The sequence below is a fragment of the Mesorhizobium sp. M0106 genome (genome assembly GCF_040322715.1).
In the GTDB taxonomy this organism is placed as follows: domain Bacteria; phylum Pseudomonadota; class Alphaproteobacteria; order Rhizobiales; family Rhizobiaceae; genus Mesorhizobium.
In genome coordinates this window covers 89,642-115,773 of the sequence record NZ_JAMYUA010000019.1, presented here as the reverse complement: position 1 = coordinate 115,773, position 26,132 = coordinate 89,642, and the positions used below count along the sequence as shown (strand labels likewise).

General features: G+C 64.3%; 21 protein-coding genes and 1 pseudogene. 14 read left to right on the top strand and 8 right to left on the bottom strand.

The annotated features are described in order from the left end of the window. The 5 genes from NKJ55_RS19685 (at position 1) to NKJ55_RS19665 (ending at position 5,399) form a co-directional block, all read left to right on the top strand. Complete coding sequence (locus NKJ55_RS19685; protein WP_352451315.1) at positions 1-714, top strand: uroporphyrinogen-III synthase; 714 nt, start codon at positions 1-3, stop codon at positions 712-714. Between the two features lie 324 nt (positions 715-1,038). Further along, on the top strand, positions 1,039-2,529 hold the full coding sequence (locus NKJ55_RS19680; RefSeq protein WP_352451314.1) for a COG4223 family protein: 1,491 nt from the start codon (positions 1,039-1,041) through the stop codon (positions 2,527-2,529). Between the two features lie 8 nt (positions 2,530-2,537). Further along, entirely contained in the window at positions 2,538-4,145 is a 1,608-nt protein-coding gene (locus tag NKJ55_RS19675; RefSeq protein ID WP_352451313.1) for a heme biosynthesis protein HemY, read from the top strand. 39 nt (positions 4,146-4,184) lie between these two features. Further along, entirely contained in the window at positions 4,185-4,664 is a 480-nt protein-coding gene (locus NKJ55_RS19670) for a tellurite resistance TerB family protein (RefSeq protein WP_023678200.1), read from the top strand. A gap of 18 nt (positions 4,665-4,682) precedes the next feature. Next, entirely contained in the window at positions 4,683-5,399 is a 717-nt protein-coding gene (locus tag NKJ55_RS19665) for a glutamine amidotransferase (protein WP_023678199.1), read from the top strand. Here NKJ55_RS19665 and NKJ55_RS19660 read toward each other — a convergent pair whose 3' ends face one another. From NKJ55_RS19660 to NKJ55_RS19635, 6 genes are all read right to left on the bottom strand, one after another. Then, on the bottom strand, positions 5,400-6,641 hold the full coding sequence (locus NKJ55_RS19660; protein ID WP_352451312.1) for an MFS transporter: 1,242 nt from the start codon (positions 6,639-6,641) through the stop codon (positions 5,400-5,402). A gap of 522 nt (positions 6,642-7,163) precedes the next feature. Next, the gene (locus NKJ55_RS19655) at positions 7,164-7,628 is read right to left on the bottom strand and encodes a Ros/MucR family transcriptional regulator (protein WP_352451311.1); all 465 of its coding nucleotides are present in this window, start codon (positions 7,626-7,628) and stop codon (positions 7,164-7,166) included. Positions 7,629-7,792: 164 nt separating this feature from the next. Beyond that, positions 7,793-8,497, bottom strand: coding sequence for an ROK family protein (locus NKJ55_RS19650; protein WP_352451310.1), 705 nt, complete (start codon positions 8,495-8,497; stop codon positions 7,793-7,795). A gap of 19 nt (positions 8,498-8,516) precedes the next feature. Next, entirely contained in the window at positions 8,517-9,893 is a 1,377-nt protein-coding gene (gene zwf, locus NKJ55_RS19645; RefSeq protein ID WP_352451309.1) for a glucose-6-phosphate dehydrogenase, read from the bottom strand. A gap of 22 nt (positions 9,894-9,915) precedes the next feature. Then, a complete protein-coding gene (gnd, locus tag NKJ55_RS19640) occupies positions 9,916-10,932 on the bottom strand; it encodes a phosphogluconate dehydrogenase (NAD(+)-dependent, decarboxylating) (protein ID WP_352451308.1) in 1,017 nt (338 codons plus the stop codon). A 101-nt stretch (positions 10,933-11,033) separates the two neighbouring features. Beyond that, on the bottom strand, positions 11,034-13,445 hold the full coding sequence (locus NKJ55_RS19635) for a glucan 1,4-alpha-glucosidase (protein ID WP_352451307.1): 2,412 nt from the start codon (positions 13,443-13,445) through the stop codon (positions 11,034-11,036). 219 nt (positions 13,446-13,664) lie between these two features. Between NKJ55_RS19635 and NKJ55_RS19630 the strand changes: the two genes are divergently transcribed. The 4 genes and pseudogenes from NKJ55_RS19630 (at position 13,665) to NKJ55_RS19615 (ending at position 18,171) form a co-directional block, all read left to right on the top strand. Next, the gene (locus tag NKJ55_RS19630) at positions 13,665-14,678 is read left to right on the top strand and encodes an ABC transporter substrate-binding protein (protein WP_352451306.1); all 1,014 of its coding nucleotides are present in this window, start codon (positions 13,665-13,667) and stop codon (positions 14,676-14,678) included. A gap of 74 nt (positions 14,679-14,752) precedes the next feature. Then, a pseudogene (locus NKJ55_RS19625) lies at positions 14,753-16,243 on the top strand (sugar ABC transporter ATP-binding protein); the annotation flags it as partial. A 3-nt stretch (positions 16,244-16,246) separates the two neighbouring features. Next, positions 16,247-17,221, top strand: coding sequence for an ABC transporter permease (locus tag NKJ55_RS19620; RefSeq protein WP_023678190.1), 975 nt, complete (start codon positions 16,247-16,249; stop codon positions 17,219-17,221). A gap of 2 nt (positions 17,222-17,223) precedes the next feature. Next, positions 17,224-18,171, top strand: a complete 948-nt coding sequence (locus NKJ55_RS19615) for an ABC transporter permease (protein ID WP_352451305.1) — start codon at positions 17,224-17,226, stop codon at positions 18,169-18,171. On the opposite strand, the gene NKJ55_RS19610 is transcribed toward NKJ55_RS19615, so the two are convergent. Beyond that, positions 18,168-18,881 carry a hypothetical protein gene (locus NKJ55_RS19610; protein ID WP_352451304.1) on the bottom strand — a complete coding sequence of 238 codons (714 nt, stop codon included), beginning with the start codon at positions 18,879-18,881 and terminating at the stop codon, positions 18,168-18,170. The genes NKJ55_RS19615 and NKJ55_RS19610 overlap by 4 nt on opposite strands. A 208-nt stretch (positions 18,882-19,089) precedes the next feature. Here NKJ55_RS19610 and NKJ55_RS19605 point away from each other — a divergent pair, with 208 nt between their 5' ends. Continuing rightward, positions 19,090-21,159, top strand: a complete 2,070-nt coding sequence (locus NKJ55_RS19605; protein WP_352451303.1) for a 3-hydroxyacyl-CoA dehydrogenase NAD-binding domain-containing protein — start codon at positions 19,090-19,092, stop codon at positions 21,157-21,159. Positions 21,160-21,167: 8 nt separating this feature from the next. Here the strand turns inward: NKJ55_RS19605 and NKJ55_RS19600 are convergent, their stop codons facing one another. After that, the gene (locus NKJ55_RS19600) at positions 21,168-21,980 is read right to left on the bottom strand and encodes a helix-turn-helix domain-containing protein (protein WP_352451302.1); all 813 of its coding nucleotides are present in this window, start codon (positions 21,978-21,980) and stop codon (positions 21,168-21,170) included. 114 nt (positions 21,981-22,094) lie between these two features. Between NKJ55_RS19600 and NKJ55_RS19595 the strand changes: the two genes are divergently transcribed. From NKJ55_RS19595 to NKJ55_RS19580, 4 genes are all read left to right on the top strand, one after another. Further along, a complete protein-coding gene (locus tag NKJ55_RS19595) occupies positions 22,095-23,225 on the top strand; it encodes an ABC transporter ATP-binding protein (RefSeq protein WP_023678187.1) in 1,131 nt (376 codons plus the stop codon). Further along, positions 23,206-24,369: an ABC transporter substrate-binding protein gene (locus tag NKJ55_RS19590; RefSeq protein WP_352451301.1), complete on the top strand. Its 1,164-nt coding sequence runs from the start codon at positions 23,206-23,208 to the stop codon at positions 24,367-24,369. Before NKJ55_RS19595 ends, NKJ55_RS19590 begins: the two co-directional genes overlap by 20 nt. Before the next feature lie 76 nt (positions 24,370-24,445). Further along, on the top strand, positions 24,446-25,309 hold the full coding sequence (locus NKJ55_RS19585; protein ID WP_352451300.1) for an ABC transporter permease: 864 nt from the start codon (positions 24,446-24,448) through the stop codon (positions 25,307-25,309). After that, positions 25,309-26,121 carry an ABC transporter permease gene (locus NKJ55_RS19580; RefSeq protein WP_352451299.1) on the top strand — a complete coding sequence of 271 codons (813 nt, stop codon included), beginning with the start codon at positions 25,309-25,311 and terminating at the stop codon, positions 26,119-26,121. The genes NKJ55_RS19585 and NKJ55_RS19580 overlap by 1 nt, the downstream gene beginning before the upstream one ends. Positions 26,122-26,132: the final 11 nt, after the last annotated feature.

Here is a 26,132-nt window from a genome sequence, read left to right as displayed (position 1 = left end):
ATGCTCCGCGTCCTTGTGACGAGGCCCGAACCGGGCGCGTCACGCACGGGGCGCCGGCTTGCGGATGCCGGCTTTCAGCCGATCCTGCTGCCATTGACCGGAACCGTGGCGCTGCCGGTCGATGCCGGTGCGCTCGCTGACGCCGCGGCGGTCGCGGTCACCAGCGCCAATGCCGTTCGCCATGCGCCGAAAGAGGTCATCGCGGCGCTCGCCGGCTTGCCGTGCCACGCCGTCGGCAGGAAGACGGCGGAAGCCGCCCGCGCTGCCGGGTTTCTGTCGGTCAGCGAAGGCGCGGGCAATGCCGAGGCGCTGGCCGATGCGCTCGCTGGCGGTTACGCGGGGAAGACGATCGTCTATCTCTGCGGGCGGGTGCGATTTCCCGGCTTCGAGGAAGGGCTGTTGGCGTCGGGCGTTCAGGTCCGCGCCGTCGAGACCTACGACACCGTTGTCCTGGACTACTCCGACGAGGCCGTTCTTGCGCGCCTGTCCGCCCGGCCGGTCGAGGCGGTGCTGCTCTATTCGGCCAAGGCGGCAAAAGCGATGCAGGCCCTGGCTAGCCGGCCGGCGCTGCGTAGCCTTTTCCAGGAAACGCGCTTTTTTGCCTTGTCGGGACGTATTGCCGCCGCCATCGGCGATGTCGCCGGCGAAAGGATCCGGATTGCGCCTGAGCCCTACGAAGATGCCTTGCTAGGACTTTTGCAGGCGCCGCGCTGATGGCATTCGCTGCGGCTCTGTGCCGTCCTTGAGGGGCGGCGCCAAACTCAGGTGATTGCTCTCGGGCACATTTTGTTCTTGCTTTGTGCCGGCAGCTATGCTACTAATTTGGTTACGGTGCCAATTGGCTCCAACGACCCGCCCGCCGAGGCGGGTTTTTTGTGTGCCGAGCATGGGCCTTGGCTTGAAACGCGGATTCGGCCCTGCGGCGTTTTGCCAAAACTGAATTCCAAGCCGTGGCGTCATCACGCCGCCCCTTTTCACCGCTTGGTGATGTGCTAGACCCTTCAAACCATCCCGAAGCGAATTTTGCGGAGCCCGAGCATGGTCAAGACGCCGAAGATGCGGCATTCCAAGAGCCGCCGTGAGCCGGTGACCATCGAGCTCGAACCTGGCGCCGTCTCGCGAGTCGCCGACGAACAGGATGCCGTGACCTCGCAGACCGACGAGGCGCGGGCCGAGGAAGCGGCGAACGCCTCGCAGCCGGAGCCACCTGAAGAGCCGGTGCATGCGGACCAGACCGATCTCGAGCCATGGGAACATGCCGACGCAGCCGCGCCGGCCGGCACGCAAGAGCCGGCGGACGCCGGCGCCGATTCTGCCAGGGAAGCGGAAACCCCTTATCCCGCCGGTTCGGATGCGCCGGCCGGGCGCCCCACGGTTTCCGACTACAGTTTCGAAGATGCATCCAGCGGAACCGGGGCCAACGAACCGGGGATCCCAGGTTCCGGCGAGAAGACAGCTGAGACGAGGGACGATCATATGGCAGCGCAGCCGAAGCGAAGCGGCATCAACGGCATCGCCGCCGGTATTGTCGGCGGCGTCATCGCCCTCGCCGCGGCCGGCGGGCTGCAATTTGCCGGCCTGCTCGGTGCGCCGGGGTCGGGCGGCGTGTCGCTCGACGCAGTCAATGGTGAGATCGTTTCGCTGAAACGCGAGGTCGCGGACCTCAGACAGGCCGGCGCCAACAATGACGCATCGGCCAAGGTGGACGGGCTGTCGTCGGCGCTGGATCAGGTCAGGGCGGACGTTGCGACGTTGAAGTCGGCGGTCGAGCAAGGCGGTGCCGGCGACAATGCCGGCCTGGCGGCACTTGGCGACAAGGTAAGGCAGATCGAGACGGCGGTTGCGGCCCTCGGCAAGGCCGGCGGTACGGCGCCGGTCGATCTCGGCCCGCTCAACGAAAGGCTGGCCGCGCTCGATGCGCTGGTGAAATCGGCCGGCGAGACGACAAAGGCGCAGGACAGCCGGCTTGCGGCCCTGGAACAGTCGGTTTCACAGATCTCGGGCAAGGTCGATGCACAGGCTTCGCAGCCGAAGATCGCACTGGCCATTGCCGCTTCGGCGCTCAAGGCAGCGCTCGACCGTGGTGCACCGTTCGCCGCCGAGCTCGAAACCTTTGCCGCGATCTCACCCGATGCACCCGAGATCGCGACGTTGCGCACCTATGCCGAAAAGGGCGTCCCGATGCGCTCCGAGATCGCCGCCGAAGCGGACGGCGCCGCCAACGCGATGGTCGCTGCCGCGACGCCCATCGACCAGAATGCCGGCATCCTGCAGAAGCTGCTGTCCAGCGCCGAATCGCTGGTCAAGGTCAGGCCGATCGGCGCCGTCGAAGGCACCGGCGTTCCGGAAACCGTCGCGCGCATGGAGGTCGCGGTCAACCAGGGCGACTACGCCAAGGCGCTCAGCGAATACGAAACCCTGCCTGAGGCGGCCAAGGCCGCCGGCGCCGACTTTGCCGGCAAGCTGAAAGCGCGGATGGAGGTCGAGACGCAGATCGATTCGCTCATCGCCGGCGCAATGAAGGCGTGAGGAACCCAATGATCCGCATCCTCGCCTTCCTTGCCGTCGTCTTTGCGCTCGGGCTCGGCTTCGCCTGGCTGGCCGACCGGCCGGGCGAAATGCTCGTCACCTTCAACGGCTATCAATACCAGGTCAGCCTGATGGTCGCGGCGGTGGCGGTCGTTGCCGTGGTTGCCGCGGTGATGATCGTCTGGTGGCTGGTCAAGGCGCTGTGGACCAGCCCCTATACGATCTCGCGCTATTTCCGCGTGCGTCGCCGCGACCGCGGCTACCAGGCGCTGTCGACCGGGATGATCGCCGCCGGCGCCGGTGACGGCGCGCTCGCCCGCAAGAAGACCAAGGAAGCGGCAAAGCTGATCCGCTCCGATCAGGAGCCACTGATCCAGCTGCTCGACGCGCAGGCCTCGCTGCTCGAAGGCGACCATGAAGGCGCCCGCGAAAAGTTCGAGACCATGCTCGATGATCCCGAAATGCGGCTGCTCGGCCTGCGCGGGCTTTATCTCGAGGCCGAGCGGCTCGGCGACCGCAACGCAGCCCGCCACTATGCCGGCCGTGCCGCGGCGGTAGCGCCGCAACTGGCCTGGGCGGCCGAATCGACGCTGGAAGACCTGACCGAACGCGGCGACTGGGATGGCGCGCTGAAACTGGTCGACGCCCAGAAGTCGACCCGGCAGATCGAGCGTGACGCCGCCAACCGGCGCCGCGTCGTGCTGTTGACCGCCAAGGCGCAGGCGCTGATCGACAGCGATGCCAATGCCGCCCGGACGGCGGCTCTGGAAGCCAACCGGCTGCGGCCGGATTTCGCGCCGGCGGCGGTCGTCGCGGCGAAATTGCTGTTTCGGCAGAACGACGTGCGCAAAGGCTCGAAAATCCTCGAGGCGGCGTGGAAGGCCGAGCCGCATCCGGAGATCGCCGAGCTCTACACCCATGCCAGGCCGGGCGATGCCGTGCTCGATCGGCTGAACCGGGCAAAGAAGCTGCAGGAACTGAAGAAGAACCATGCCGAGTCCTCGCTGGCCGTGGCGCGCGCCGCGCTCAATGCCCAGGAGTTTTCAACCGCCCGCCGCGAGGCTGAAGCCGCCATCCGCATCGATCGCCGCGAAGGCGCCTATCTGCTGCTGGCCGATATCGAGGAGGCCGAAACCGCCGACCAGGGCAAGGTGCGGCAGTTGCTGTCGAAGGCGGTGAGAGCGCCGCGCGACCCGGCCTGGGTCGCCGACGGCGTCGTCTCCGAGCGCTGGGCTCCGATATCGCCGATCACCGGCAGGCTCGATGCATTTGAATGGCGGGCGCCGATGGAGCGGCTCGGGCAGTTGATCGACGGTCATGAGGATACGCCGGAGGCGCCGGTGCCGGCCATCGCGGCTCCAGCCAGGCCGGTACAGGAAAGAGCCGGGACGATCGAGCACACGGCGGAGACACCGGGCACAGCGACCGAGGAGAAGATGGACGACCGTGCCGGCGAGGATCATGTGACACCAATCACCGCGGCGGCGTTTGCCCAAGTGCCGGAAGATGCCGAGGCCGTCGAGCCGGCGCAGGAGCTGACGCGGCTGCCCGACGACCCCGGCGTCGATCCAGACGACGCGGCGGATAAATCGACGCGCCGGTTTCGTTTGTTCTGATCAGGGTCGAGTGGACCCGGGCTTATTGGGAATGATTTGATGTTCGAACGCGTTTTGTCGTTTCTAAGGGATCTGCCGTCCGGTGGTGGCGCCAGCCCCAGCGCCGACGATCCGCGCATTGCTGCGTCCGCCCTGCTTTTCCACGTGATGAACGCCGACGGGGTGCGCCAGGATACCGAATGGGAACGGTTCAAGAAGGTGCTGGCGGAAAGCTACTCGATCAGCGGCGACGAACTCGACGCGTTGGCGGCTGCCGGCGAGCGGGCCGACAATGAGGCGATCGACCTCTACGCTTTCACCAGCGTGCTCAAGCGCCATCTCGACGCCGAGGCGCGAAAGGCCTTCATCGGCCTGATGTGGGAGATCGTCTATGCCGATGGCGAGCTGCACGAACTCGAGGACAATACCGTGTGGCGGGTCGCCGAGCTGATCGGCGTCGAACGTCGCGACCGTGTCGAGGCGCGTCTCAAGGCGGCCGCCGCGGCGCCTGGTGCTGCCGGAACCTCAAGCGACGAATAGACAGGATCCCGCCTTCCAATGCCGCCCAAGCCAAGTCCGAGACCAAAGATCCTGATCGTGCTGCATCAGGAGCATTCGAGCCCCGGACGGGTCGGCCATATGCTTATCGAGGAAGGCTTCGACCTCGACATCCGCCGACCGCCGCTCGGCGAGGCCTTGCCGCAGACGCTGGATGGCCATGCCGGCGCCGTGGTGTTCGGCGGGCCGATGAGCGCCAATGACGGCGACGAGTTCGTCCGCCGCGAGACCGACTGGCTCAAAATTCCGCTCAACGAGAACCGGCCGCTGCTTGGCATCTGCCTCGGCGCGCAAATGCTGGTCAAGCATCTTGGCGGCAGGGTCGAGGGCCATGGCGAGGGCCTCGTCGAAATCGGCTGGTATCCGCTGAAGGCGACCGAAGCGGGCAGCAGGCTGATGCATTGGCCGGAGATGGTCTATCAGTTCCATCGCGAAGGGTTTTCGCTGCCGAAGGACGCGACGCTTTTGGCGACGGCCGAAACCTATCCCAACCAGGCCTTCCGCTATGGCGACAATGCCTGGGGCATTCAGTTCCATGGCGAATTGACCCGGGCGATGATGCAGCGCTGGGTGGTGCGCGGCGCGCACCGCTTCGAACTGCCCGGCGCCCAGCCCGGCCGCGATCATCTCGGCGGCCGGCTGATCTGGGACATACACCTCAAGCGCTGGCTCGGCGAGTTCCTGCCGATGATTTTCGGCAAGCCGGCGCTGCGGTAATCAGTTTCGCCCCCTGAGATGACGCACCTTGCGCAGCTGCGGGAACAGCACCGCCCATAGGCCGGCAACAGCGATCGCCCCGACACCCCCGACCACCACGGCCGGAACCGTGCCGATCAACGCCGCCATGGTACCGGCGCGGAATTCGCCGAGCTCATTGGAAGCGCCGACAAACACCTGGTTGACGGCGTTGACGCGGCCGCGAACGGCGTCCGGCGTCCACAGCTGGATCAGCGTCTCGCGGATATAGACGCTGAACATGTCAGTGGCGCCGAGCAGCGCAAGGGCCGCAATCGACAGCCAGGTGATGGTCGAGAGGCCGAACAGAACCGTGAACGCGCCGAACAGCGCGACGAAGCCGAGCATGACAAGGCCGGCATGGTTGCGGATCGGGTGTCCGGCCAGCCAGATGGCGACGCAGATGGCGCCGACGCCGGGCGCCGAGCGCAACAGGCCGAGCCCCCATGGGCCGAGTTCGAGGATATCGCGCGCGTAGACCGGCAGCAGCGCCGAGGCGCCGGACAGGAGCACCGCAAACAGATCGAGCGAAATCGCGCCGAGCACGATCTTTTCGCTCCAGATATAGCCGAAGCCGGCGAACAGGGTCTGTACCGTCGGCCTGTCGGTCCGGCTGCGCTGGGCAGGCTTCGGGATGGTAAAGATCAGCACGGCGGCAACCAGCATCAGCACGGCGGCGGTGGTGTAGGCGGCTTCGGCTGAAAGCCCGTAGAGCAGGCCGCCGGCGACCGGCCCGACGATGGTTGCCGTCTGCCAGGTGGACGAGTTCCAGGCGATGGCGTTGGCGAAATCCTCGGGCGGCACCAGATTGGCGAACAGCGATGAGGAGGCCGGCCCGAAGAAGGCGCGCGCGATGCCGAACATGGCGAGCACGATGAAGACCGGCATCGGCCCGGAGAGGCCGCGTAGCGTCAGCAGCAGCAGGGCCAAAGCGCAGCCCGCTTCGACCAGCACCGCCAGCGCCATGATCAGCCGGCGCCCGAAACGATCGGCAACGTCGCCGGTGACCAGCACCAGCAGCAGCGAAGGCAGGAACTGGACGATGCCGACAAGGCCGAGGTCGAATGGGTCGCGGGTGAGATCGTAGATCTGCCAGCCGACGGCGACCGACACGATCTGGGTGGAGAATGTCGAGAGGAAGCGCGCCGCCCAGTAGCTCAGAAACGGCCGATGGCGAAAGGCTGCATAACGCTGGTCAGGCGGTACTTGGGATTCTGTGGTCATGGAATAAGGCCCCGTGGCAGCGAAGTCGGCCGGCGGGGCACTTCCACGGATGGGCGCTGGTCCGGCCAAAAGAGCCTTTAGCGCAGTTCGGCGCAGGGCGCGCGCAAAAATCCGGCCTGGATCAACAATTTCGTCCTGGCAGATAACAAGCGCATGGCAAATTGCAAACCTTCGAGACTAGCCGAAACACCTCTCGCTTCGTCATCCCAGGGTCTGCGCCGCGTCGCTTTGCTCCTTGCTCCGCCCTGGGATGACGAATTGGAGGGGTGTTCGGCCAATCTCGAAAGCTTGTAATTCGCCATCAATCGTCGTCCGATACACCGGATGCGCTGCCACTCTCCGATATCAGCGATTAGCCTTCAGCCATCCTACCTTCGTCCTAGGGCGGAGCAAGGAGCGAAGCGACGCGGCGCAGACCCTAGGATGCCATGCCGTTAGCTTCGAGCGTCGCAGCTTCCGCTGAACACCAACAGACCGACCAGCAGAACGCGTTCAATGTGCATCCCGCTCGATCCAATGATATCAAGCCGTCGCCTTGGCCTTCCTGCCCCGGCCCTTGACCGGCGTGGGCGGGGGGGCTTTGCGGCCGAGGCCGATTGCCTTGGCCAGCTGCGAACGCGAGGCTGCGTAGTTGGGGGCGACCATCGGGTAGTCCGACGGCAGGCCCCATTTGGCGCGATAGGCGTCGGGCGTCAGCCCGAAATGAACGCCGATATGGCGCTTCAAGGATTTGAACTTCTTGCCGTCCTCGAGACAGATGATGTAGTCCGGCGTCACCGATTTCTTGGGATTGACGGCAGGCGTCAGCGGCGCGGCGACCGGCACTGCCGGTTGCCCGAGCCCGCCTATGGCAGCGCTGACGCTGGCGATGAGATCGCCGAGGCCGGAAGCCGGCAAGCGGTTCTTCTCGACGTATGCGGAGACGATATGGGCGGTCAGCTCGAGCAGGTCGATGTCTTTGCGAGCGTTGTTGTTGTCGTCGGTCAATCTATCTCTCCGTCCATGGGGGTCGCAGAAATTCCTAGTCGGCAAATCTGCGCAATGCAATGACGCCGCACCACGTCACACATTATTTTGAATAATAATACTAACGGCAGCGCGGGATTAACAACCCTGAGCCGGTGCTCGATAATATCAGACAATCAGCAATATCAAATAATCAGGGATTTGTCGCGCCATAGTCGAAATCCGCCCTCGAAGGCGCGTGTGTTGTCGCCGCGTCTGCAATCGGCGGGCAAGTCGGTGAGTTCGTCGACATTGCCGCCGCCGATGACCACGTAATCCGGCTGCATGGCGGTGCGAAGCCGGTCGACCACGTCGAAGACGTGTTTGCGCCATTTCTTCTTGCCGCGCTTTTGCAGGCCGCGTTCGCCGACATAGTCTTCGAAACTGCCGCGCTTCTTGTAGGGAAGATGGGCAAGCTCCATCGGCTGGGCAACGTTATCAACGATCATCGCGGCCCCCAGGCCGGTGCCGAGGCCAAGGAACAGCATGCGGCCGCCCTCATAACTGCCGATGGCCTGCATGAGCGCATCATTAACGACCTTGACCGGTTTGCCGAACTCGGCGGCGAAATCGTAGCCGACCCAGCCCTTGCCGAGATTGGCGGGTTCGGTCAGCGGCCGGTTGTGGTGCACCGGGCCCGGATAGCCCATCGAGACGACATCGTAGTGCAGTCCTTCGGCGAGCGTCTTCACCGCCGCGACCATCTGCTGCGGCGTAAGCTCCGGTCCGGAAGCGGTCTTGCGCTCGTCGCCGCCGGCGCTGGTGCGGATCTTGACGTGCGAGCCGCCGATATCGATCGCAAGCACGATCTTTTCTTCCTCCGATGCCGGTTGCTTCACCGCCTTGGCCATCGCTTTCGCCTCCCAGAACTCATTTCGCTGGATTGATCCAGCCGTTCGGCGGCCCGAATCCAGCCATGGCTTCGGCCGGCCCCCACGTCTTTGGCGCGTAGACAGGGGGCGGCGTGGTGTCGCCGAGCACCGGGCCGACGATGCGCCAGGCGAGCTCGCTGGCGTCCTGGCGGGTGAACAGCTGGCCGTTGCCGTTCATGGCGTCGCCGATCAACCGCTCGTAAGGCGGCATGTCGCCCTTCGAATCGTCCAGCGCGGTGAGCTCGACCTGCTCACCGACCATGTCATCGCCGGGCGCCTTGCGCCGGGCTCCGATCGAGATCGCCACCTGAGGATCGATGCGGAAGCGCACGTGATTGCAGTCGCCGGGCTTGATCGGATCGAAGACGTCGAGCGGCGGCCGCTTCAGCCGCACGATGACCTCGGTGGCGTGCACCGGCAGGGATTTGCCGGCGCGAATGAAGAACGGCACATCCTGCCAGCGCCAGGTATCGACGAAAAAGCGCACCGCCGCGAAGGTCTCGACCGGCGAGTTCGGCGCCACGCCCGGCTCGTTGAGATAGCCGTCGAACTGGCCGCGCACCACATCGTCCCTGGTCAGCGTCCGGATCGCCCGCAGGACCTGCACCTTCTCGTCGATGAGATCGTCGGCCGAGCGGCCGACCGGCGGTTCCATGGCGAGCAGCAAGAGGATGTTGAGCAGATGGTTTTCGATGACATCGCGAATGCAGCCGACCTCGTCATAGAAGCGGCCGCGGCCCTCGACACCGAAATCCTCGGCCATGGTGATCTGCACGCTCTCGACGTAATTGCGGTTCCAGATCGGCTCGAGGAAGGAGTTGGCGAAGCGGAAATAGAGCAGGTTCTGGATCGCCTCCTTGCCGAGATAATGGTCGATGCGAAAGATCGACTTCTCGTCGAAGACCAGATGCAGCACCCGGTTCAGCCAGCGCGCCGATTGCAGATCGTGGCCGAACGGCTTTTCCACCATCAGGCGCGCGCCCTGGGCGGCGCCCGACTGCTCCAGCCCCTGGACGACCACCTCGAACATCGCCGGCGGCACCGCCAGATAGTGCAGCGGCCGCTCAGCGCTGCCGAGCGCGGTCTTCAGCTTCTCGAAGGTCGCAGGCGCCCGATAGTCGCCGCTGACATAGCGCAGCAGCGATGCAAGCCTGGCAAAGATCTTGTCGTCGATGCTGCCCAAGGCGTTGACGATGCCGTCGCGGGCGCGCGCCTGCAGCTTGGCGAGGTCCCAGGGATCGAAGGCGACGCCGATCACCGGCTCGTTCAGCGTCCCTTTGGCCACCATGGCGTAAAGGGCGGGGAAGATCTTCTTGTGGGCGAGATCGCCGGTGGCGCCGAAAAGCACCAGCGTGTCCGATCGTTCCTGGCTCATGGGCGTGCCTCCCTGTCGCCCGTCACGAGCCGGCCTTGGGTTTTTCGACATGGCCGCCAAAGGCATAGCGCATGGCGGACAGAAGCTTGTCGGCGAATTCGGATTCGCCTTGCGAGGAGAACCTGTCGAACAGCGCCGAGGACAGCACCGGCGCCGGCACGCCGGTGTCGATCGCCGCCTTCAGCGTCCAGCGGCCTTCGCCGGAATCCGAGACCCGCCCGCCGAACTGCGTCAACGACGAATCGGCCTTCAGTACGCCGGCCGTCAGGTCGAGCAGCCACGAGCCGATGACGCTGCCGTGCCGCCAGACCTCGGCCACTTCAGCGATGTCGATGTCGAACTGGTAATATTGCGGGTTTTCCAGCGGGCTGGTTTCGGCGTCGGCGGTGCGCTGCCGTTTGCCGGCATTCGCCGACTTCAGGATGTTCATGCCTTCGGCATAGGCGGCCATAACGCCATATTCGATACCGTTATGGACCATCTTGACGAAATGGCCGGCGCCGCTTGGTCCGCAGTGGAGATAGCCGAAGGGAGCGGTTCCGGCATCCTTGGCAGGGGCGGGCGAAGCGGCGTCGGCGCCCGGCGCCAGCGTTGCCAAGACCGGATCGAGATGCTGGACCGCGCTGTCGGGGCCGCCGATCATCAGGCAGTAGCCGCGCTCGAGGCCCCAGACGCCACCGCTGGTGCCGACATCGACATAGCTCAAGCCTTTCAAGGCGAGGCGCGCGGCGTGGTCGACGGCCTCGTGATAATAGGAATTGCCGCCGTCTATGATGATGTCGCCCGGCTCCATCAGGGCAGCCACCTGGTCGACGATCTTGCCGGTGATCGCCGCCGGCAGCATCAGCCAGGCGCTGCGCGGCTTCGCCAGCTTGCCGACGAACTCCTCCATCGAGGCGGCTCCGACCGCGCCGGCGCTCACAAGCGCGGCGACGCTGGCCGGGTTAATATCGTAGACGACGCATTCGTGGCCATCACGCAGCAGGCGTCGAACCATGTTGGCGCCCATCCGGCCCAGTCCCATCATTCCTATCTGCATGGTCTCGTCCTGCCTTACTTGAGGGATCGATGATCTAAGTGGCGCTGTGATTGAAGCATGATCTTTTCCGAAAACCGGTCTCCACTTTGCGGGATCATGCTCTATCCGGTATCGCCGATGCCGACAGAAAAGCCAGCATTCTCCCAATGGCCGCTATCGGGCCAGAAGAAAGTGAAGACAATGCTATTGCCGGGGCTATTGCCCGGAGCAATCTCGGCAACCTGCAATTCCGCAAGATGGATGCCGAAAGCATTCGCGGTGGTCTCGGTGTCATGGACGGTTGCCCAATTGTCGCTGCTCCAATGAACCACCGCCCGGGCCAGAAGTTCGATACGCAGCGCCTTGCCTGCCGGGATGGTACGGATCTTGTGGTTGAAGCGCCATGCCCTGAAGCGCGACACCGTCCTGCCCTCGATATAGCGCTTGACGCCTTGCGGCGGCATGTCGAACACCGTGCCGTCGCGCAGCGACCGCAGCAGCTTGATGTGCTCGGAATGCGCCCAGACCAGCGGCTTGGCACTGCCGGAGGGCCCGCCATGCCGCAATTCGCGCTCCGGCATGTCGGGACCGTCCCAGACCTGCTCCGGCAGCAGGCCGCCCGGTCCGGCAGAGTTCTCGAACGTCCTGAGCAGGCTTGCCGCACTATCCCTGCGGCCTGCCGCCAGCTCGTAATGAGCGCGCTCGCCGACCAGCAGCGGCCAGGGCCGGCCTTGGCCGGTTCCATCGAAGGGCGCGCCGTCGGCATGCTCGCCATAGCCGTCGCCGTTGTAGCGGTACCAGAGCGGGCCCTGCGGCAGTTCGCAGCGCAATTGCGCGTCGATGACCTTGACCGTGTCGAGGATGCGCGGATCGTCGGCTGCCCTGAGGCCGAAGCGGACCAGCGCCAGCGCATCGGGGCTGACGATCGCCTTGGCCGGCCGGTCCGTATCCGCCGGCGGGCGGTTCTTGATCGGGACGTAGCCGTCTTTCGGCGATGCCGCGCCGGCGGTGTCGGGCGGGGCGATGCGGACATAGTAGCCTTCGACGCTGGCTTGCTCGCATGCGGCGGTGCCGGCGACGTAGGTCCAGCGCTCGATCTGATCGTTCCAGACATCGGCGGTTTCGCGCAGATAGTTTGCCGGCTCTGTTTTGCCGGCGGCATCGAACATGTCCGCAGCCGCAAGCAGAGCCGCGATCTCGACCGCAAGTGTGAACGGGCTGTAGCCGGCGTCTTCCTCCCAGCGGTCCTCGCCGGTGACGGGGCCGTTGCGCACGACATAGGCGGCAGCGCGCTCGATCATCGGCATGAAGGAGGAGAGTGCGGCAGGCGGCAAATGGCCGGCGCGGCGCAGTGCGTCGGCAAGCAGCAGCGGGAAGGCGCATTCGTCCATCTGGATGCCCGGCCAATAGGCCGATCCGTCGAGCCAGGCGTTCTGCGGCCAACGGCCGTCCGGCTCCTGGATCGCGCGCAGATAGCCAAGGATGCGCAAGGCTTCCGCCGGGTCGCCGGCGGCGAGGAAGCCGCCGGCGGTTTCGACCAGATCGCGCGGCCAGACCAGGTGATAGCCGCCGAGATCGTCGTCGCCCTTGTTGAAGCCCCACGGGATCGACAGGCTGGCAACGGCTGCTCCGGCAGACGAGCGGTGTGCCGCCAGCACCGCCGTGCTGAGGCGGTAGCTGTTGAGGCCGGACGCCGCATGCCGGTCCAGCGGCAGCAATCCGGCCTGCCATTTGCGCCATTTGTCGACGTAGGATCTGGCTGCGGGCCCAAAACCTTGCTTCAGGCTGGCGAAAGCAGTTTGCGCCGCCTGTTGCGGCGTCGTGCCGAAGCCCAGTGCCAGCAATATTTTTGGGTTCGCAGCCGAAAAGGCGATCTCGCCGGTCAGCGCGACATTGCCGTCCTCGGCGCTGCGGCAGGCCAGATCGAGCCGGCCGCCTTGACGAAGCTGCTGCCAGCCGTCGGAGACGCCGACATAGCCGGCCGAGCACACCTTCCACGGCAGCGACGAGGCGAGCGCCAGGCAGGTGCCGCGTCCCGATGCAAACAGGACAGGCTGTCCTTCATGGTCGTCGATCCAGGCGGTGTTGCCCATGCCGGCGTTGACGAGGTGCGGTGCCAGCAGCGCGTAGACGCGGTAGTCGGCGGCTGCGCCTTTGAGCGGCGTGAACATAATCTCCTGCAGCAAGACGGGACGTTCCGGATCCGTCAGGATGCGCTTTTCGATCCTGTAGGTTCCATCGCTTGCGGTGTTGACCAGCCGGTAGGCAGGCACCCCGTCCGCGAGGGGTTCGATACTGTGTTCGGCGTCGCGTTTTTCTTCCGAGAAATAGCCGTCAGGTCCGGTGACGATCAGCCCCAGATCGCGGGTGCAGGCGCTATCGAGGCGCGGGTAGTAGATCTCGTTGAGGATACCGTGGCTGATGGTGAACCAGATCGGGCAGGCCGGCGAGAGCGCGGTGCCGACGCCGCTCTTGGCGCTCGAGGTCCAGCGTGCCGGAATGCCGGGTGCACCCGGGGCAAGGTTCGTCGCCATTCAATCGGTCTCCCGTGCCATCCCTAGACCAGGAGTCGAACCGGTTTCAATGATTGCACCGCAAGTTGATCGCCGGCCATGGATTGCTGTTGACAGCTTGCCGTCTATCTGCATTTGTCTGATAATAGATAAAAAACAAGATTGTGAGCGTATCAGCCAATACCCCACCAGCCAGCCATTAACCACCAGCAAGACAGCAACTCACGGGAGGAGTATGACATGAGGAAAATATTCGTTTTGGGGGCTCTTGCGGCGATGCTCGCCGCAGGTACCGCGCTTGCCGACACCAGCGGCAAGAAAATCGCCTTCTCCAACAATTACGCCGGCAATTCCTGGCGGCAGGCGATGCTGGACAGCTACGCCATCGTTACCAAGAAGGCGGTTGCCGACAAGGTGGTCGGCGCCGCGGACGTCTTCACGACGGCCGACAAGGAAGTGCCGACGCAGGCAGCCCAGGTGCAGAACCTGATCCTGCAGGGCTATGACGCCATCGTCATCAACGCGGCATCTCCGGATGCGCTCAACGGCGCCATCAAGCAGGCCTGCGACGCCGGCATCGTCGTCGTCTCCTTCGACGGTATCGTCACCGAACCCTGCGCCTACCGCGTCGTCGTCGACTTCAAGGACATGGGCAAGCAGGAAGTCGAGCAGATGGCCAAGTTCCAGCCCAAGGGCGGCAACCTGCTGGAAATCCGCGGCCTCGCCGGCACCTCGATCGACGATGCCATCCATGCCGGCATCCTCGAAGGCGTCGCTGCCCATCCCGAGTTCAAGATCGTCGGCTCGGTGACCGGCGACTGGGACCAGACCACGGCACAGAAAGCCGTAGCGACGATCCTGCCTTCGCTGCCGGATGTTGTCGGGGTCGTCGACCAGGGCGGTGACGGCTACGGCGCGGCGCAGGCTTTCGCCGCCGCCGGCAAGCCACGCCCGACCATCATCATGGGCAATCGCCAGGACGAGTTGCAGTGGTGGAAGGAGCAGAAGGAAAAGGACGGTTACAAGACCTGGTCGGCATCGATCGCACCGGGCGTATCGACGCTTGCCTTCTGGGTGGCGCAGCAGGTGCTCGACGGCCGCACCGACGTGCCGCACGACCTGCTGGTGCCCTATCTTGCCTTCACCCAGGACGATTTCGAGGCCGCGCTGCCGAAGATTCCGAAGGGCGGCGTCGCCAGCCACGAATACACGCAGGAAGACGCCATCGCGGCGATCAAGGCCAACATCAAGTGAGCATGGCGCTATTGTTGCCGCCACGGATAACCGGGTATCGTTGAGGGATGCCCGAGGCCAATGCAGACATCATCATGCCGGACGGCGCCGAAAAGCTTTTCGGCGCCGTCAGTTTTGACATCATAAGACTGGACGGAGCCGAAAAACATTTCGGCGCCGTCAGGGCGCTCGCCGGTGTCGATTTCAGCGTTCGTGCCGGAGAATGCGTCGGTCTCGTCGGCCATAACGGCGCCGGAAAATCGACGCTCATGCATATGGTGGCGGGCACGCTTGCCCCCGACAGCGGGCAGATCGCGGTCCGCGGCGGTGTCGAGGCAAGTTATTCGGTGCCGCGCGCGCAGCAGCTCGGCATACGCTGTGTGTTCCAGGAGCTGTCGCTCTGCCCGAACCTCAGCGTCGCCGAGAACACGCGGATCAACCACGCGTCGCTGCATGGCTTCGGCTGGCGGCGCAAAGTGGCCGATCTGATCGCTGCCAAGCTCGACGAGATCTTCCCCGGCCACAGCATCTCGGCATCCGACATCGTCGGTGATCTTTCCATCACCAGCCGGCAGATGGTGGAGGTGGCGCGCGCCTTCACGGTCACGCAGGAGCCGCTTGAGCTGGTTATCCTCGACGAGCCGACATCCTCGCTCGACGCGCATACCGCCGGCCAGCTGCTGGCGTTCGTGCGCCGCTTCATCGCCGCCGGCAAGAGCTGCATCCTGATCTCGCATGTGTTGGGCGAAGTGCTCGGAAATGCCGACCGGATCGTGGTGATGCGCGACGGCAAAGTGGTCTCCGCCGGGCAGGCCGACGCCTTCGACCGCGACAGGCTGGTGACGGCGATGGGCGGAGCGGAGGCGCGCGAGAAGACCGCCGCAGAGATTGCGAGCGGCAAGCCGGAGCCCGGTCCGCTGCGGGTCCGGGCGCGCCCGGCGCGACAGCAGGACGGCAACGAGCTCGTCGCCCGTGCCGGTGAGATCATCGGCCTTGCCGGACTTGCCGGGCATGGGCAGACCGATCTTTTGCTGGCTATCTTTGCTGCGGCTTCCCGTGCCAAGACCGGCATCGAGGTCACCGCGCCGGTGGCGCTGGTTGCCGGCGACCGCCAGTCGGACGGGATTTTTCCGCAATGGTCGATTGCCGAGAACATCGGCATCCGTTCGCTGGCGCGATTGCGCAACGGCCTCTTGATCTCGCCGCAGCGCGAAGCCGAGCTCGCCGAGTTGTGGCAGCGGAAAATCGGCATCCGTACGCCCGACATGAACAACAACATCTTCTCGCTGTCCGGCGGCAACCAGCAGAAGGCGCTGTTCGCGCGGGCGCTCGGCTCCGACGCCAAGATCGTGCTGATGGACGATCCGATGCGCGGCGTCGACATCGGCACCAAGCTCGAAGTCTACGACCTGGTGCGCGAGGAGGCTCGCCATGGCCGCACTTTCCTCTGGTACACCACCGAAACCGAAGAGCTCGACAATTGCGACCACATCTATGTGTTCAAGAACGGCCGGATCGTCGCCAACCTTCGTCGCGACGAACTGACGGAGGAAAAGATCATCCAGTCGTCGTTCGGCGATGCGGCTGAGATGACAGCGGTATCCGTCGAGAATGGGCTAAAATCTTCGGCTCGCGCCACGAGGCGGGCGCGCATGCTGCGCAGCCTGCTGCCGGCACTGTCGCTGGCGCTGGTGCTCATCGCCATCGCCTGGCTCAACCCGCGCGCCATCAGCTATTTCGGTTTCAGCCTGATGCTCAATCTGGCGATCCCGATCGCTCTGGCGACGATCGCGCAGATGTTCGTCATCGCCGGCAACGAGCTCGATCTGTCGATCGGCACCTTTGTCGGCTTCGTCGGCTGCGTGACGGCGACATGGCTGAAGGACGCGCCGCTGCTCGGCGTCGTGATCCTGCTCGGGTCGATCGGCGTCTACGCGCTGCTCGGCGCGCTGATCCATCTGCGCAACCTGCCCTCTATCGTGGTGACGCTCGGCATGAGTTTTGTCTGGCAGGGCATGGCCATCCTCATCCTGCCCAAGCCCGGCGGCAAGGCGCCGGACTGGCTGCTGGCGCTGATGGCCTTCAAGCCACCCTTCATTCCGTTCCCGATCATCGCGGCATTGCTGATCGCAGCCGTCGTCCACTTTGGCCTGATGCGCACCTCCTACGGCGTCATCCTGCGTGGATCGGGCGGCAATTCAGCCGCACTCAAGCGCGCCGGCTGGTCGCTGCTGCGCACCAAGATCGCGCTGTTTGCGCTGACCGGCCTGTTCGGCGTTTTGTCCGGCATGGCGCTGATCGGCATCACCACCTCGGCCGATGCCAATATCGGCAATGGCTACACGCTGCTTTCGATCGCCGGCGTCATCCTCGGCGGCGGCGAGTTCGTCGGCGGCCGGGTGTCGCCGATCGGCGCCGTCATCGGCGCGCTGACGCTGGCGCTGGCGGCATCGCCGCTCTTGACGTTCATGCACATTCCGCCCGACTGGCAGGTGGCCGCCAACGGCGCCATCCTGATCATCGTGCTGGCGGCGCGGGTGCTGATCAGCCGCAGGGAGAGGTGAGCATGGCATCGCTGCGGACACTGCTCGCCAGACCCTGGATCTGGTCGTTCTTCGGGGCGCTGCTGGTGTGGCTGGCGACCATCGCCTTCACCGGCGGCTATGGCGGCGGCGGCATGATCACGGCGGCGCTGTCGCTCGCCGTCTTCACCGTCATCGTCGGCGTCGGCCAGATGTTCGTCATCACGCTCGGGCCGGGCAATGTCGACCTGTCGCTGCCGGCCAATATCGGCCTTGCCAGCGCCGTCGCCATGAAGGTCATGGACGGCAATGATGCGATGATCGCGGTCGGCCTGCTGGCAGCGCTGGCCTGCGGCATGGCGATCGGCGCCGTCAACTACCTGCTGATCTGGGCGCTGCGCATTCCGCCGATCATCGCGACGCTATCGGCCAGCTTCGTCATCCAGTCGGTCGATATCAGCTATGGGCGGGGCCTGCAGATCAAGCCGCCGCCGGGCTTTGCCGATTTCACCAACTGGCAGATCTTCGGCATTCCGGTGCTGGCGATCCTCACCGTGCTGTTCACCATCGGCGCCGGCATCGTTTTGCAGCGCATGATCTACGGACGCTCGGTGCTGGCGATCGGCCAGAACATCCGCGCTGCCTGGCTGGCCGGCGTCAATGTCGGCCGCACCCGCTTCCTCACGTACACGCTGTCGGGCGCGCTCGGCGGCCTCGACGGCGCACTGCTCGCCGGCTATTTCCGCGGCGCCAATGTCGATATCGGCAATGAGTATCTGCTGGCCTCGATCGCCGTCGTCGTCATCGGCGGCACGTCGGTGGCGGGCGGCAAGGCCAATGTGCCGGGGGTCTGGGGCGCGGCACTGTTCCTGGTGCTGCTGTTGACCATGCTCAACACGTTCGGCGTGAGCGTCGGCGTCCGCCTGGTGCTGACCGGGCTGATCATCGTCGGCGTCATCAGCGCCGCCGGTGGGCAGAAGGCGCTGCGCTAGCAAGAATCAGGTGAGGGCGATCGATCTTTCGATTTCATTTTTTCCCATTTCGAAGAGCGTTCCCCACGGGTTCTCGAAAAAAGAATGCTGTCAAGAACGAAGCTGTCTTCTCCGGACACTCCCTTCCTGATGTGCTGGATTTCTTCGCCAGCGCGCAAGCGCCGAATGATTTCGATGCCACGTATTCCGCGTTCTCGAACAGCTTTTTCCCAGAAGTCGTTGCTGAGCGGATTGCGAAATTTCAATTCAAATCGGCCAGTTCCGGACAACACCAGCCGAGACAACTCTTGCAGTCTATCGACCGTCGTGCGGACCGCCCATTTGATCGCTGTCGTTCTCACATAGAGGTCAAGATCCAGTAGGCAGTTCGCCAAAGCCTTGGCGATCGCTTCGTCGTAGTAGCCGGACGTAGACATGTAATTCACGAAGGCAACTCGGCAATCGGGGAGGGGGTCGCTTGCAAACTCCGTTGCCGGTATCTTCAGGACTTCGACTGCTTCGCCCAACTCGCCAAGGCAGTAAGCCGCGCGGAGCCGGTCGCTGGATTTCTCGGACTGCATGAGGCCGACGAGAAATTCCAGATCAACTCCTCGCCTCCATCTCCTTAGGAGTTCCTGCCCGGCTCTGTAGCTTAGATCGTGGTCATGATCGCCGTACCGGGCTTCGTCCATAAGAACGGCAGTGGACTCTCCCGCTAATTCTTTGGTCATTCCTGGTGTTGGCGACGGCCAAAATGTTGGTTGTGTTCGAATCGATACTCTCTACATCCAAAGCGACGTCGTCAATCGTTACCCGCCGGCTGACTCCACCGGCCGGTCCTGACGACCGATCGACCCGACGAAAACACCGGTTTCCATGAGAGCATTGGCGCTGTAAAGCCAATCGCGCCTTCGCCAGCATCGTTTGCAAGAGGTTTGCGTGTCCGATTTCGTCAGCACTACAAGGCACGGCAACGTCGCGGTGGTGAGCATCGACAATCCGCCGGTCAACGCGCTGAGCTTCCATGTGCGCGAGCCGCTGATGCAGGCGCTCGTTTCCCTGCGCGACGAGCCGTCGGTCGGAGCAATTGTGATAGCATGCGCCGGGCGGACCTTCGTCGCCGGCGCCGACATCACCGAATTCGGCAAGCCGGCGCGGCAACCGGACCTGGGCGCCCTAGTCGCCATGCTGGAAACCATCGCCAAGCCGACGGTCGCGGCCATTCACGGCACTGCGCTCGGCGGCGGCCTGGAACTGGCGCTCGGCTGCCATTTCCGTGTTGCCGACCGAGCGGCAAGGCTCGGCCTGCCGGAAGTCAAGCTCGGCCTGCTGCCGGGGGGCGGCGGCACGGTTCGCCTGCCGCGCCTGGTTGGTCCGCTGAAGGCACTCAACATGATCGTTTCGGGAACGCCGATCGGTGCGGCCGAGGCGCTCGCCGCCGGCCTGGTGGATGCCGTCTTCGATGGCGACCTGACCGCGCAAGCGGTGAGTTTCGCCAGCGAAACGGCCGCGAAAGGCGGTCCGTTCACACCGGTGCGCGACCGCAATGATCGCCTCGACCAGGCCGACTTGCCGGCGTTCGACAAGGAAGCGGCAGTGCTTGCCGGCAAAGCACGCGGCCTCGAGGCGCCGATCGCCTGTGCGCAGTCGGTCCGCAACGCCCTGACGCTGCCCTTCGACGAAGCGCTGGCGGCGGAGCGCGACCTGTTCGTCAAGCTTGTCGGCGGGGACCAATCACGCGCGCAGCGGCATTTGTTCTTCGCTGAACGTGAGGCGGCAAAGATTGCCGGCAAGGACGTCGTCAGGCGCAAGATCGCCCGGGTCGGCGTCATCGGCGCCGGCACGATGGGCGGCGGCATCGCCATGGCGTTCGCCAACGGCGGCGTCCCCGTGACCTTGCTGGAAGCGACGCACGAGGCTTTGCAGCGCGGGCTGGCGACGATCAACAAGAATTATGCCGTTTCCGTCATCCGCGGCTCGCTGAGCGAAGACGCCAAGCGCGAGCGGCTGGATTTGTTCAGGGGCAGCACCGACTATGCCGACCTCGCCGATTGCGACCTGATCGTCGAGGCCGTGTTCGAGGAAATGGCGGTCAAGAAGGAGGTATTCGGCAGGCTGGATGCCGTGGCCAAACCGGGCGCGATCCTCGCTACCAACACCTCCTATCTCGACGTCAGCGAAATCGCCGCTTCGACGTCGCGGCCGCAAGATCTCCTCGGCATGCATTTCTTTTCGCCGGCTAACGTCATGAAGCTTCTGGAAATCGTCCGCGCCGACAAGACTTCGCCCGACGTGCTGGCGACCATCGTCGATCTGGCACGGCGGATCGGCAAGGTGCCGGTCGTCGTCGGCGTCTGCCACGGCTTCGTCGGCAACCGCATGCTGGCGGCGCGCGGTGCGGAACTGGAGACGCTTCTGCTGGAAGGCGCAATGCCGCGCCAGGTCGACCAGGTGTTCACCGATTTCGGCTGGCCGATGGGGCCGTTCGAGATGAGCGATCTCGCCGGCCTCGACATAGGCTGGCGCAACCGCAAGGCGCGTGGCCAGACGGCCGTGATCGCCGATGCGTTGTGCGAACAGGGACATTTCGGCCAGAAGACCGGCAGCGGCTTCTATCGCTACGAAGGCGGTTCGCGCACGCCGCTGCCCGATCCCGATGTCGAGGCGCTGATCCGCAACAAGGCTGCCGAGCGCGGTGTTGCACCGCGCGCGATCGGCGCCGAGGAGATCATCGAGCGGACGCTCTATCCGATGATCAACGAGGGCGCCAAAATCCTCAAGGAAAAGATTGCCGCCCGCGCCTCCGATATCGACGTCGTCTGGGTCAACGGCTACGGCTACCCGGTCGGCAAGGGCGGGCCGATGTTCTGGGCGAGCCTCGAAGGCGTGGACAAGATCATCCGGCGGCTGGATCACTGGCACCAGCAGACCGGCAAGGATGTCTTTCGAGTGGCACCCCGGCTCAGGCAGATGGCCGAAACCGATTCCTGGGACGGCGCTGCCGGCTGAACTTGGGACTACCGAATCCGTGCGTCCATGATCTCGACAAAACGCGCGAACAGACCCGCCTGCGACTTTATCTTGAGCTTGCGGTAAATGTTGCGGCGATGAACTTTTACGGTTCCCGGCACGATGCGCATCGCCCTGGCAATCGATTCCGTGGAATGGCCCTGAAGCACCAGATCGACGACATGCTGCTCGCGCGGCGTGAGCGAAAGGCTCTTCCAGATGTGAGCACGTTCGAACTCACTGACCGGAGCAATCGCCTCGTCTTGCTTCGTCCCAACCGGTCCGTCAGCCGGAAGGGTAGGCCAGCGCAGCCTGACGAGGCTGATCACCGCAGGCGCCATGTCGCGCAGCAACCTGGCATCGGCGGTTCCGAACGGCCCCGAAGCGCGCAATCGCATTAGCGAGACCACCAGCGCGTCCTTTCCCGGCAGCGGCACGAAAAAGCCGACCTCCTCCGCAAGCCTGGTCTGGCTGTAATAGGAGCGGTAATATTCGCTGGCATAGAAGCGATCCGGCGCCAATTCGCGCATGCGCCAAAAGCCTTCCTTGCGCTCGACTGCCGCATGGTGGAACGGATCGAGCAGATAAGGCCCTTCCTGATAGAGCGCGACGAAGACGTGGCTTTCGGCCGGCGAGAATGTCTCGAACAGCAGCGGCGGGCGTGAGGCGCCGCGATAGCCGAAGATCACGCAATGATCGAAGCTGACATGCTGGCGGAGCCAGGCGACCATCGCCTTGCCGAAAAGCTCGCCGCTCGTCTCCCGCGTCGCTGCGATGAGCGCAGCGAGCCGGCTGTATTCATCCCTGCGTGAAACGCCCAATTCATACCCCTCCAGACGAGAAAATAGATGAAATATACCACCTGGGAGGTATATACTAGCCGCCATTGGCTCTGATAGCGTTTCGAGACCAACTAGCCGCTGGAGCCCGCAGCTTTGACCGCAGTGCCCGACATCGAGTTTCGCGGGGTCACCAAACGCTACGGCAGCGTGATCGCGGTCAGCGGCATCGATCTTGCCATCCCGCCGTCTGCCTTTGTCGCGTTGCTCGGGCCGTCCGGCTGCGGCAAGACAACCTGTTTGCGCATGATCGGCGGTTTCGAACAGCCAAGCGAAGGTGTGGTATTCATCCGTGGCCGCGACATGGCCGGCACGCCGCCCTATCGGCGGCCGGTCAACATGGTGTTCCAGCAATATGCGTTGTTTCCGCATCTGGATGTGGCGGACAACGTCGCCTATGGCCTACGCCAGGCGCGGCCGCGCCTGTCGTCGCGGGAGATCAGCCTGAAGGCAGGCGAGGCGCTCGCCATGGTTCGGCTTGCCGGCTATGGACGCCGCAAGATCCATGAGCTTTCCGGCGGCCAGCAGCAGCGTGTCGCCCTGGCGCGGGCGCTGGTCAACAAGCCGGCGGTGCTGCTGCTCGACGAGCCCCTGGCGGCGCTCGACAAGAAGCTGCGCACCGACATGCAGATAGAGCTGCAGAACCTGCAGCGCGAGATCGGTATCACCTTCGTCCTGGTCACCCACGATCAGGAAGAGGCACTGTCGATGAGCGATTTCGTCTGCGTCATGAATGGCGGGCGCATCGTCCAGCTTGGGCAGCCGAGCGAAATCTACGACGAACCCGCCGACCTCTTCGTCGCCGATTTCGTCGGCAAGACCAATCTCTTGAGCGGCAAGGTCGTCGGGCTCTCGGGCAAGCTCGTCGAGGTAGCGCTTGCTGACGGCACCGTCATCGCCGCGCGCAAGCGCACTTCGCTAGCCCAGGGCGAAGCCGTCTCGGTAAGCCTGCGTCCTGAATCCTTAAGTCTCGGCGCGCCCGGAAGCGGCCGGCTGAACGGGCTTGTCCGCAACCGGATCTTTCTCGGTTCCACCGCGGAATATGCAATCGAGGTCCAAGGCATCGGGACGCTGCTCGCCAAGGCCGATCATCTGGTTGGCGGTGGAAATCTCTTCAAGCCGGGTGAACCCGTCGCCGTCGGCTTTACAGCCGGAACGCCGCTGGCGTTTCCGGAGAATAACGGGACCAACCAGAGGGAAAACAAAAATGTCGAAATCGTATCGTGACGGACTGCCGATAAGCCCTGAAAAATTCGTCGACCAGTTGATGCGCCTCAAGCGCGGTTCCATCGGCCGCCGCGAGTTCCTTGGCCTCACCGGCCTAGGCATCGCAACGGCAGTAATGGCCCGCGAACTCGGCATCATGCCGTCGCCAGCCTTCGCCCAGGAGGGGCTTGGCGACCGCATGTCGATTGCCACCTGGCCCAATTATCACGACCCGGCGACGTTCGAGAATTTCAAGGCCGAAACCGGCGTTGCCGTCGAGGTGAACGTGTTCGGGTCAAACGAGGAGATGCTGGCCAAGCTGCAGGCCGGCGCCTCGGGCTGGAGCCTTTTCGTTCCGACCAACTACACGATCTCGACTTACAAGAAGCTTGGCATCATCGAAGCGCTGGATATGGCCAAGCTTGCCAATTATGACGGCTCGCAAGAAGACCCGCGCTTCACTGGGGAAGGCACCATCGACGGGGTGACCTACGCTGTGCCGAAGAATTGGGGCACCACCGGATTTGCCGTCAACACCAAGAAACTGACCAAGCCGATGACGAGCTGGAAGGAATTCTGGGACACGGCCATGGCGGAGGGCGACGGCCGGACCATGGTTCATGATTACCAGCTGACCACGATCGGCAACGCGCTGAAATATTTCGGCTTCTCGTTCAACTCGCTGAGGCCGGAGGAACTCGCCAAGGCGGAGGAATTGCTGCTGAAGGTCAAGCCGCATCTGTTCGCGGTCTCTAGCGACTACCAGCCGTCGATGCGTGCCGGCGACGCGTGGATGACGATGTGCTGGACCAATGACGGGGCGCAGCTCCACCGCGACATCCCCGAAATCGCCTACGTGCTTGGCAAGGAAGGCGGCGAGATCTGGACCGACTTCTACGCAATACCCAAGGATGCGCCGAACAAGCCTGCCGGCTATGCCTTGCTCAACTATTTGATGAACCCGAAAGTCGCGGTCAAGGAGCACCTGGCCAACGGTGCGCCTTCCACCGATGCGCGGGTCAATGCGCTGCTGCCCAAGGAGGTGCTGGACAATCCGATCCTCTATCCGGCGGCGGATCTGCTGAAGCCGCTCGAATTCGGTGCGGCTGCGACGCTAACCGATCCGGGCCGGGCCGAATTGATGGCACGCTTCAAGTCGGCTTGAACCGGGCAGGCCACAGGCTCGATGCAGGCAACTCCCCGGCGGACAGATGTCCGCCGGCACCCGGGCGGTTTTTTCAATGCGCAGCAACGTCCTCCGTCACAATCTCCTGACCGCCCTGCTGCTCGGTCCAGCAACGGCGTGGCTGGTGGTGTTTTTAGTTTTGCCGTTCGTGGCGATTGCCGTTTTCAGCGTCGGCGAGCGGGCGCCGGAAGGCGGCTATCAGGCCGCTTTCACCTTGGCGCAGTTTGCCAATCTTCCGGCGCGGGCGACCGCCTTCTGGAACACCATGGTGCTGGCGCCGGCGGGCGCACTGGCCTGTCTTCTCGTTGCCTATCCGGTCGCCTATTACCTCGCTTTGCGCGCACCCGAACGGTGGCGGCTGATCCTGCTGGCGCTTGTCGTCATCCCGTTCTGGACCAGCCTGCTGATGCGAACCTATGCCTGGATGTATGTGCTTGGCGGGCGCGGCATCCCAGCTCTGCTGGCCTATGTCGGGATGGAGGACGTGCGGCTGATCAACACGCCGGGAGCGGTTCTGCTCGGCATCGTCTATGGTTATCTGCCGCTGATGATCCTGCCGATCTATGTCAGCCTCGAGCGGCTCGACCGCCGGCTGCTGGAGGCCTCCGCCGATCTCGGCGCGACGCCGATCTCGACATTCCTCGGCGTGACGCTGCGGCTATCGCTGCCAGGTGTGATGACCGGCTTCTCGCTGGTCATGATCCTGCTGCTCGGCGAATATCTGATCCCGACGCTACTCGGCGGCGGCAAGGTCTTCTTCATCGGCAACGCGCTGGTCGATCTGTTCCTGCAATCGCGCAACTGGCCATTCGGATCGGCAATCGCCATCACACTTGTGGCGGTTTCAGTGGTCGTGCTGCTTGCCGCGAACCGCATTTCGACCCGGCTTTCGGGTGCCCGCCGGGTGGACCTGATCTGATGCGTGCCTTCGTCGTTGCAGTCTTTGCCTTTCTCTACCTTCCGATCGCGCTGGTGGTGCTGTTTTCGTTCAACGCCGGCCACCACGCCAGCGAGTTCACTGGCTTCTCGGTGCAATGGTACGGCAAGGCCCTGGCAAACCCGTTCCTGGTCGAAGCGCTGAAGAACAGCCTGTTCATCGCCACGACCAGCGCCTTGCTGGCGGCGCTGTGCGGCACGGCCGCCGCGCTTGGCCTGGCGCGTGTCGGCGTGCGGACGCGAGCCGTGTTCGATGCGCTTTTGGGTGCTGCGATCGTCGTTCCTGGTGTCGTCATCGGCATCTCGACGCTGGTCGCGCTGGTCCAGCTATTCGGGGTGGTCAACCCGTTTGTCGCTTCGCTGTGGCCGAACGACCAGCCACCGCGCCTGGCGCTCGGCTATGGCTCGATCATCGCCGCGCACGGGCTGTTTTCGATGGCGCTGGTGGCGATGATTGTCGGCACGCGCCTCGGCAGCCTCGATCGCAATCTGGTCGAGGCCTCGAGCGATCTTTACGCCACCCCGCTGACGACGTTCCGCAGCATCGTGTTGCCGCAGATCATGCCGGCGGTGATCGCCGGCTTCCTGCTCGCCTTCACATTCTCCTTCGACGATTTCATCGTCGCCTTCTTCGTCGCCGGCGCACAGACGACATTGCCGATCTATGTCTTCGCCTCGATCCGGCGCGGGGTCACGCCGGAGATCAATGCCATCGCGACGATCGTGCTCGTCGCCTCCGTTTTGCTCGTGGTGCTTGCCCAATGGCAACTGCGGCAACGAAAACCATCACACTGAAAGATAAAAAA

Bases quoted from the DNA above. Each gene is read 5' to 3' on its own strand.
- NKJ55_RS19685 (WP_352451315.1), top strand. From the start codon at position 1: ATGCTCCGCGTCCTTGTGACGAGGCCCGAACCGGGCGCGTCACGCACG.
- NKJ55_RS19680 (WP_352451314.1), top strand. From the start codon at position 1,039: ATGGTCAAGACGCCGAAGATGCGGCATTCCAAGAGCCGCCGTGAGCCG.
- NKJ55_RS19675 (WP_352451313.1), top strand. From the start codon at position 2,538: ATGATCCGCATCCTCGCCTTCCTTGCCGTCGTCTTTGCGCTCGGGCTC.
- NKJ55_RS19670 (WP_023678200.1), top strand. From the start codon at position 4,185: ATGTTCGAACGCGTTTTGTCGTTTCTAAGGGATCTGCCGTCCGGTGGT.
- NKJ55_RS19665 (WP_023678199.1), top strand. From the start codon at position 4,683: ATGCCGCCCAAGCCAAGTCCGAGACCAAAGATCCTGATCGTGCTGCAT.
- NKJ55_RS19660 (WP_352451312.1), bottom strand. From the start codon at position 6,641: ATGACCACAGAATCCCAAGTACCGCCTGACCAGCGTTATGCAGCCTTT.
- NKJ55_RS19650 (WP_352451310.1), bottom strand. From the start codon at position 8,497: ATGGCCAAGGCGGTGAAGCAACCGGCATCGGAGGAAGAAAAGATCGTG.
- zwf (WP_352451309.1), bottom strand. From the start codon at position 9,893: ATGAGCCAGGAACGATCGGACACGCTGGTGCTTTTCGGCGCCACCGGC.
- gnd (WP_352451308.1), bottom strand. From the start codon at position 10,932: ATGCAGATAGGAATGATGGGACTGGGCCGGATGGGCGCCAACATGGTT.
- NKJ55_RS19635 (WP_352451307.1), bottom strand. From the start codon at position 13,445: ATGGCGACGAACCTTGCCCCGGGTGCACCCGGCATTCCGGCACGCTGG.
- NKJ55_RS19630 (WP_352451306.1), top strand. From the start codon at position 13,665: ATGAGGAAAATATTCGTTTTGGGGGCTCTTGCGGCGATGCTCGCCGCA.
- NKJ55_RS19620 (WP_023678190.1), top strand. From the start codon at position 16,247: ATGACAGCGGTATCCGTCGAGAATGGGCTAAAATCTTCGGCTCGCGCC.
- NKJ55_RS19615 (WP_352451305.1), top strand. From the start codon at position 17,224: ATGGCATCGCTGCGGACACTGCTCGCCAGACCCTGGATCTGGTCGTTC.
- NKJ55_RS19610 (WP_352451304.1), bottom strand. From the start codon at position 18,881: ATGACCAAAGAATTAGCGGGAGAGTCCACTGCCGTTCTTATGGACGAA.
- NKJ55_RS19590 (WP_352451301.1), top strand. From the start codon at position 23,206: ATGTCGAAATCGTATCGTGACGGACTGCCGATAAGCCCTGAAAAATTC.
- NKJ55_RS19585 (WP_352451300.1), top strand. From the start codon at position 24,446: ATGCGCAGCAACGTCCTCCGTCACAATCTCCTGACCGCCCTGCTGCTC.
- NKJ55_RS19580 (WP_352451299.1), top strand. From the start codon at position 25,309: ATGCGTGCCTTCGTCGTTGCAGTCTTTGCCTTTCTCTACCTTCCGATC.